Source organism: Thermostichus sp. MS-CIW-25 (assembly GCF_054060015.1).
In genome coordinates this window covers 79129-86353 of record NZ_JBSSCS010000009.1, presented here as the reverse complement: position 1 = coordinate 86353, position 7225 = coordinate 79129, and the positions used below count along the sequence as shown (strand labels likewise).

Here is a 7225-nt window from a genome sequence, read left to right as displayed (position 1 = left end):
CGGGATACCGCCATTCTGTTTGGAAACAAACAGAATGCTATCGCTGCATAGTTGAACAGTGATGTTCAGCAGTGTTCAGCGTAAATGTATCAGGTATCAACACTCCACCACAAGTCCACCCCAACAGCGAGGATCCCCTAGGGCTCAAAGGGCAAGGATTCCCGTCCCTCCTTGGCTGCTCTGGGCTTGGTCGATTTCTCCACTTCCTTGGCCTCCACCGTTATCGTCTGGGCAGCCCGACGGCGCTCCTCTTCCACCAATTGCTGCAAGTTCTCCGGCAACGGCTCCCGCGAGAGCAGGAAGGTCTGCACCGTTTGGAAGATGTTAGAGACGAGGATGTAGAGCAAAACCCCTGCCGGCAGAGGGAAGAACAGGAACATCGCCGAGAACAGCACAGGGGTGATGCGAGCCATGGAACTCTGGCTGGGATCCTCTTTGCCGGTATCCTGTCCGGCATTGGTTAGGTACTGGTTCAGGTAAATGGACACCCCAAAGATGACGATCATGGCGATGATATCCCAGTGGATGGTGCCATCTTCGTCGAAGGCCCCCACACGGCCCAACTTGTCGATGAACAGAAAGCCGGTGTCAGAGGCCAAACCGGGAATGGACACCTGCACGGTCACATCCCCCGGCTGCAGAGCCAGCAAGGTGCCATCCGGCTTGATCTGGGCACGATCTTCCCCTTTGGTGATCTTCCAGGTGGGCTGTAACAGACTGGGATCCCCGCCCGCTTCGGCCACCAATTGCTCAAAAGGCTTGCCCCCCGGCCCTTGAAGCAGAAATTGCACCTCCTCCCCAACGGCAATCTTGGTGCCTTTGGGCTCCACCAGCACCACCGGCTTGTGAAGAGAGTCGGTGACAAAAATGTTCTTGCTGGGGCTGACGTAGGGGGCGGGCACCACCTCAGCCGCCATTTCCGCCGGCAGGATCTGCAAGTTGACATCGTAGGTCACCGCTGCAAAAGGGGATCCCCGCAGGGTGGCAAACAGGGCAAACAGCACTGGCATTTGAATGAGCAGTGGCAGGCAGCCCCCCAAGGGATTGGCCCCCAGCTCGCTGTAAAGCTTGGCCTGGGCTTCCCGAAGCTTTTGCGGGTCGTCTCGGTATTTCTCCTGGAGTTCTCGCATCCGCCGCTGCATCACCGGGCTGATTACCTTCATGCGTCGCATGTTGCGGATGGATCCCACATTGAGCGGGTAGAGGGCAAAGCGGATCACCAACGTCAGGAAGATGATGGCCAGTCCGTAGCTGGGCACGATCCCGTAGAAAAAATCCAGGATCGGCAGCATGACGTTGTTGGAGAGAAATCCGACTCCGAAGTCCATGAGGGGCGCTGGCAAATGTCCGTAACCATTGTAATGGCTTCCGTTCGGTTGACGAGGGCGTTTTCAGGGTTTGTCCCCTGGATCCGTCAGATAGACCTGAGAAAGGCGAGCAATTGAGCAAAATCAAGCCCGCTCCACTGAACAGGGATCCCAAGGCCCAACAAGAACCCCCCGCCGGCAGTTGCCTAGCAGTCCTTTTTTCCCCTATGATGAGAAACACTTGATCCTCGGTAGCTCAGCGGTAGAGCGGTCGGCTGTTAACCGATTGGTCGCAAGTTCGAATCTTGCCCGGGGAGTATGTCCAAGCTGATCAAAGTCGATCAAAAAAACCGGATCTGGAATCCTCTCCTTCCAAGACAGCTCTGAGCATGCTGAGCGAAAGGAGGAGACAAAAACCAAGTCTCTTGCCGAGGATGGGGCGTCTCCCAGCGTTGAGCCAGACGTGGGTGGAGAGAATGGAAGCTGGCTGAGGATTCCGTCCCGCCGACGTGAACTGTTCCCGGCAAGTGTCAAGAGTCTCTGTCCTTTGGGGCAAGGAGTATGTCAGAATACCCTCTGGCTGTCTATTCCCAATCCGAGGGTGCTTGCTGTGATCGACCTGTCGCGGATCCCTGCCCAACCCAAGCCCGGCTTGCTCAACCTCTTGATTGAGATTCCCGGCGGCAGCAAAAACAAGTATGAGTTCGACAAAGACATGGGAGCAATGGCGCTGGATCGGGTGCTCTATTCCTCGGTGCAGTACCCTTACGACTACGGCTTTGTGCCCAATACGCTGGCCGGGGATGGGGATCCCTTGGATGGCTTGGTGATCATGGATCAGCCCACCTTCCCAGGGTGTGTGGTCACGGTGCGCCCCTTGGGCATGTTGCAGATGATCGACGGCGGGGATCCCGATGAGAAGCTGCTGTGTGTGCCTGCTAAGGATCCCCGCTATGCTGCAGTGACCAAGCTGGAAGACATCGCCCAGCACCGCCTGGATGAGATTGCGGAGTTTTTCGCCACCTACAAGCGCCTGGAAAAGAAAGAAACCCAGATCTTGGGCTGGAAAGGCTTGGCCGAAACCGAGGCGATTATTGCCAGCAGCATTGCGGCCTGCAAACAACCCCAATAGACATTTCTAAGGGATACGAACAGAAAGAGCTTCCTGGCGATGTTGCAACAGTCGCTCTGGGGTGAGGGGCCCTTCGATGTGTTGCCAAGGCAAGGGATCCGCTGGATCCCAGTGGCTGTGCACGTAGTAGTCTAGGGGCGGCAGTTGCCCTTTAAGCTCTTTGAAAGCGCGCCGGTAGCTCCCCAAGGATTCCCCAAAGTCCCGCGCCAACTGCAAGACTTTTCCCACCCGCCGATCCCCTCGCGAGATGAGGGCTTGGATCACCGACCAGCTATAGCTTTCCGGGCGCAACTCCACCCCCAGGGGACGCAGATGTTTCTGGAAAAACTGCAGTTTTTTCTCGGCTTGGGGATCCACTCCGTACCACTGAAAAGGGGTGTGGGCTTTGGGCACAAAGGTGCTGCACCCCAGCGTCAGGCGCAGGCCGGGAGCCGCTTTTTTGAGCTCTTGGAAAAGGGCTACTGTGGCCTCCAGATCTGCCTGGGTTTCCGCCGGGATCCCTACCATGCCGTAGAACTTAATGCCCTTCAGACCTCCAGCCTGGGCGTGGGCTGCTGCTGCCAAGATTTCCGGGTTGCTTAACTTCTTGTTGATGATCTGGCGCAGTTGTTCTGAGCCACTTTCGATGGCCACCGTAATGGACTGGCTGCCCCGGCGGGAGAGTACCTGCGCCAGACGTGGGGTTACGGTAGCGGTGCGCACCGAGGCCAAACTGAGACGCACCTGCTCGAAGCGATCCTGGGCCAAGTGCTCCAGCAACTGCTCAAATTGGGGGTGCTGGGTTACAGAAGCCCCCAGCAACCCAATCCGCTGAGTGACCTGCAGCCCCCGCTCTACCGCCGGGATCAAATGCCCCTCCACATCCGCCACCCGGAAAGGCAGGGTGAGATAGCTGGCCAGGCAAAACCGACACATCTCCGGGCAGCTGCGCACCACCTCCACCATGTAGATGCTCTCCCAGGCCGCTTTGGGGGTGACTACTGTGGAAACCGAGAGGGTGTTGCCGCGGAAGGTGTGTTTGCGGATGGAGCTAGGGATCCCGGCCACTTTGGGGAGCACCTTCTCCACCGGGCCGTCGGGCTCCCGGTATTGGGGTTCATACAAGCCGGGCACATAGATCCCTGGCACCTGCGCTAGCGCCTGCAATTGCTCAGCCCGGGATCCCTGGCGCACCTGCCGATAGACCTCGATCATCTTCTCCAGAAGACCTTCCCCATCCCCCAGCAAGATCAGGTCAAAGAACTCAGCAAAAGGCTCGGGGTTGGCTGTCAGTACCGGGCCGCCGCCAAAGACCAAGGGGTGGGCTTCTTCCCGCTCCTCAGATCTGGGAGGGATCCCGTGCCGTTCCAGCAGAGCCAGGATATGAACATAGTCCAGCTCCCAGGATAGGGAAAAGCCGAACAGCTCCGGCTCCCGGGGCAGGGGTTCAGCCAGATCCGTAAAGAGGCGGGAGACGGCCACATCTCGGCGGCTGGCCAGCAGACTCCAGATGACTTGATAGCCCAGGCTGGTGATCCCCACTGCGTAGGTGTTGGGGAAGGCGTAGATTACCCGCACTGCGTCGGGGTCGGGCGTGGCCGGGGCAAAGAGCAACTGCTCCAGGGCAAACTCTGAACTAGCCAAGGGATCCCGCTGTGTTGGATTGAGGTTTAGGTTCTGGCTCGGAAGAGTTTTGATTTGCCTGCCGAACTTTTTTGGCTCCTGCATGCTAACAAAAGCTAGCATCTTTCACCAATGCAGATTGCCGGAACAGGGCAGTTCTGCCCAAGCAGGCAGGAAAACCCCACATGCGCCATTGCGGTCTCGGTGCAACCGCGATCCCCTGCAGCAAAACTCATTCCAAAGCCCAGACTTCCGGCAGAAGCCGCCCTCTACGAGCAAAGTGTACGGGCAAAGTGAGGGTAGAGCGTATATCATTACCCCTTCGGCTGGGCAATGTCGAACTCGGCGTCGTAGTCGAAGTCCTCGTCCTCGTCAGCCCAGTCTTCCTCCAGCCTATCGTCCCCCGCCAGCTCCTCTTCCTCCAAGCGGCGCTTTTCTTCGTATTCCTCATCCTCTAGGCCCAGAGCAGCCCGTTCGGCCCGCCGCCGGAAGCGCTCCAGTGCCGCTGGAGTGATGAAGGGATAGGGCAACCCTTGCGCTTGGGCCTCCTCCAGCGCTGCGCGGTAGCTCTCCACTTCCTTGATGTCGATTTTCCAACCGGTGAGGCGGGCTGCCAGGCGCACATTTTGCCCCTCTTTGCCAATGGCCAAACTGAGCTGGTCGCTGTTGACCAACACATGAGCTTGCTGGATTTCCGGATCCACTAGCCGCACCTCCACCACCTTGGCCGGGCTGAGGGCGTTGGCAATGTAGGTGGCAGGATCCGGCGACCAGCGGATGACATCGATTTTCTCGTTGCGCAGCTCTGCTACCACCGCCTGAATCCGGGATCCCCTCGCGCCAATACAGGCCCCCACTGGATCCACGTCCCGCTCCACCGTATCGACCGCAATCTTGGTACGTGGCCCCACATTTCGGGAAGGGGGGTTGGCCTCCCGCGCCACTGCCACAATCCGCACGATATCCTCTTCAATTTCTGGCACCTCGTTGGCAAACAGGTTCACCACCAAGCCAGCATCGGCCCGGGAAACCAAAAGCTGTGGCCCCCGCCGGGATCCCTCATAGACTTTCTTGAGATAGACCTTCATCACCGCGTTGGGAGTGTAGCGATCGCTGGCCAGCTGTTCCTTCTTGGGCAGTTCTGCTTCCACCTCAGGTTGTCCGAAACCGCTGGATACCGACATGATCACCGTCTGCCGCTCGGTGCGCAGCACCCGTGCCTGCAGTACGGTTTTTTCCAGATCGCGGAACTCTTCCTGAATCAGACGGCGCTGCTGATCCCGTAACTTTTGCGCCAGCACCTGCTTGGTTTGGATGGCCGCCATGCGGCCAAATTCCGCCTGTTGTGGGGTGACATCATCTGTGACTTCCCAGCCTACTTCGGCTTCTGGGTAATCCTGCTGCACATCGTACAGAGAGATCTCATGGTCGGGGTTTTGCACCTGCTCAACGATGGCTTTGGTGGCCAAAACGCGAAAGCCTCCTGCCTCCACATCCAACTCCACATCGAAATTGCGGAAGTGGTCTTCTGCAAAGACCACATCTCGCTGGATGGTTTTGCGGTAGCGTTCGTAGCCCTTGAGCAGCGCCTCTCGCAGAGCATCGGTGACCACATGGCGGGGCAAGTTGCGCTCCCGCGAGATCATCTCCACCATTTCCGCCAAACCCGGCAGAGGCACCATCGCCATAACCACTGTCCTCCTGCACAAACTTCGTGAAACTTGCTGTTGCCATTGCTCCACAGCGGGAACTGAACCCGCATCTCTGATGCGAAGGGAGGGCCGCACCACCTGCGGTCAAACGCTCTCTCTATCTCCGGTCTCCTAGTCAGTTTCCGATGAGAGGGCAACCCGCTGCACCGAAGCGCGGGGCAACTGGACTCGCCGCCCCTTGAGAGATAAGGCAACCCTCTCCTCATCCCGACCCAGCAGGTGTCCTGACCAGACGGCTTTGCCCTTGTAGGGCGGATCCAAGGTCACCTCCACCGCAAACCCTTTGAAAACCACAAAGTCGCGATCGCTGGTGAGAAGGTTGCTGATGCCAGGGCTGGACACCTCCAACAGATACTGGCCGGGGATCAGATCCACCCGATCCAGCTCGACTTCTAAGGCTTGGCTCATGGCTTCGCAATCGGCATGGCTGGTTTCTCGGTCGGGATCCAGTGGGCGGATATCCACCCGCAGAACTGGCGGATGCTGGTTGGTGTGGAAAACCATCTGCACCAACTGGTATCCCAGTTGAGCGGCCAAGGGACGGGCCAAGCTCTCCAACTGCGGAATAAGAGGGTGAACCATAACCTACTCGTCACCAACCCGGTGCTGCAGCCAGATCCAAACCCCTTTGAGCCGGAGCTGGCAAAGGGGACAGTAAGCCCCCTCAAAAAGCAAAGAAGTGGGTACCACCCACTCCCCGTTGCTATCGCGGAGCTCCTTGAGGCTCGCCCAGAATCAGTACAGACTTCGAGCGCATCCCCCCTACCTCCTAATTTAGAAGATCTCCTCCGGTTTTGTCATGGGAATCCCCAAAAGGCAACATCTATAATGTGGACAACTGCGGATTTGCCCAGATATCCAGCCGCGTTTTGTGGGGTTCCCTATGACTGTTGCCTTTTCCTACCCGATCTTCGGCCCCAGCATTCAGTGCCCCCACTGTCGGCAAACGATTGCGGCCCTCACCCTGACCGATACCTACCTCTGCCCTCGCCATGGTGCATTTGAGGCGGATGCTGAAGAAGAGGAGCTGGTACACCTGCAATCCGGACGGCGCTGGCGCTTTTGGGAAGGTCGCTGGTTTCGTCAGCACACCCACGCCGATGGGATCCGTTTTGAGATTCATGAAGAATTGGATCGGCTGCGCATGCAAGGAATGCGAGCCACTCAGGTGATCGTGGCCGAACGCTACCGCCAGCTGCTCACCCCTTATCTGGAGCAGGGATCCCACCGTCGCCCCGGCCCACCTCGCCTCTATGGTTTGCCCGTCAGCTTCAGCTCCCAAATCCCAGAGGATAGGGGTGGATCCCCTCAGCGCTGGCGGGTGATCAACTTTGAGCTGACCTACGAGATCGACCCGGCCATGCGGCAGCCGCAATCCCGTCTGCAACTGTGTGATTAGACTGTGTGATTAGACTGTGTGATTAGAAAGGCGAATAGGTAGAGAGCTGTTGGAAAATTGGTGGCTGCTCAAG

At 58.1% G+C, this 7225-nt stretch carries 6 protein-coding genes and 1 tRNA gene; 3 read left to right on the top strand and 4 right to left on the bottom strand.

The annotated features are described in order from the left end of the window. Window positions 1-137 precede the first annotated feature (137 nt). Window positions 138-1328 (bottom strand): membrane protein insertase YidC, encoded by a 1191-nt coding sequence (gene yidC, locus ACVWZ1_RS05450; protein ID WP_457502769.1) that lies wholly within the window; start codon window positions 1326-1328, stop codon window positions 138-140. Window positions 1329-1552: 224 nt separating this feature from the next. On the opposite strand from yidC, the gene ACVWZ1_RS05445 reads away from it, so the two are divergent. After that, window positions 1553-1624: transfer RNA gene (locus tag ACVWZ1_RS05445), tRNA-Asn, on the top strand. A gap of 296 nt (window positions 1625-1920) precedes the next feature. Next, the gene (locus ACVWZ1_RS05440; RefSeq protein ID WP_457502778.1) at window positions 1921-2439 is read left to right on the top strand and encodes an inorganic diphosphatase; all 519 of its coding nucleotides are present in this window, start codon (window positions 1921-1923) and stop codon (window positions 2437-2439) included. Between the two features lie 6 nt (window positions 2440-2445). Here ACVWZ1_RS05440 and ACVWZ1_RS05435 read toward each other — a convergent pair whose 3' ends face one another. From ACVWZ1_RS05435 to rimP, 3 genes are all read right to left on the bottom strand, one after another. Next, on the bottom strand, window positions 2446-4062 hold the full coding sequence (locus tag ACVWZ1_RS05435) for a B12-binding domain-containing radical SAM protein (RefSeq protein ID WP_457502768.1): 1617 nt from the start codon (window positions 4060-4062) through the stop codon (window positions 2446-2448). 293 nt (window positions 4063-4355) lie between these two features. Beyond that, window positions 4356-5729, bottom strand: coding sequence for a transcription termination factor NusA (nusA, locus tag ACVWZ1_RS05430; RefSeq protein WP_457465807.1), 1374 nt, complete (start codon window positions 5727-5729; stop codon window positions 4356-4358). A 135-nt stretch (window positions 5730-5864) separates the two neighbouring features. Beyond that, window positions 5865-6335, bottom strand: a complete 471-nt coding sequence (gene rimP, locus ACVWZ1_RS05425; RefSeq protein ID WP_457502767.1) for a ribosome maturation factor RimP — start codon at window positions 6333-6335, stop codon at window positions 5865-5867. A 301-nt stretch (window positions 6336-6636) separates the two neighbouring features. Here rimP and ACVWZ1_RS05420 point away from each other — a divergent pair, with 301 nt between their 5' ends. Further along, window positions 6637-7152, top strand: coding sequence for a TIGR02652 family protein (locus tag ACVWZ1_RS05420; protein WP_457502765.1), 516 nt, complete (start codon window positions 6637-6639; stop codon window positions 7150-7152). Window positions 7153-7225 lie beyond the last annotated feature (73 nt).

Excerpts from the sequence above, each read along its gene's own strand:
- yidC (WP_457502769.1), bottom strand. The coding sequence starts at position 1,328 with ATGGACTTCGGAGTCGGATTTCTCTCCAACAACGTCATGCTGCCGATC.
- nusA (WP_457465807.1), bottom strand. The coding sequence starts at position 5,729 with ATGGCGATGGTGCCTCTGCCGGGTTTGGCGGAAATGGTGGAGATGATC.
- rimP (WP_457502767.1), bottom strand. The coding sequence starts at position 6,335 with ATGGTTCACCCTCTTATTCCGCAGTTGGAGAGCTTGGCCCGTCCCTTG.
- ACVWZ1_RS05420 (WP_457502765.1), top strand. The coding sequence starts at position 6,637 with ATGACTGTTGCCTTTTCCTACCCGATCTTCGGCCCCAGCATTCAGTGC.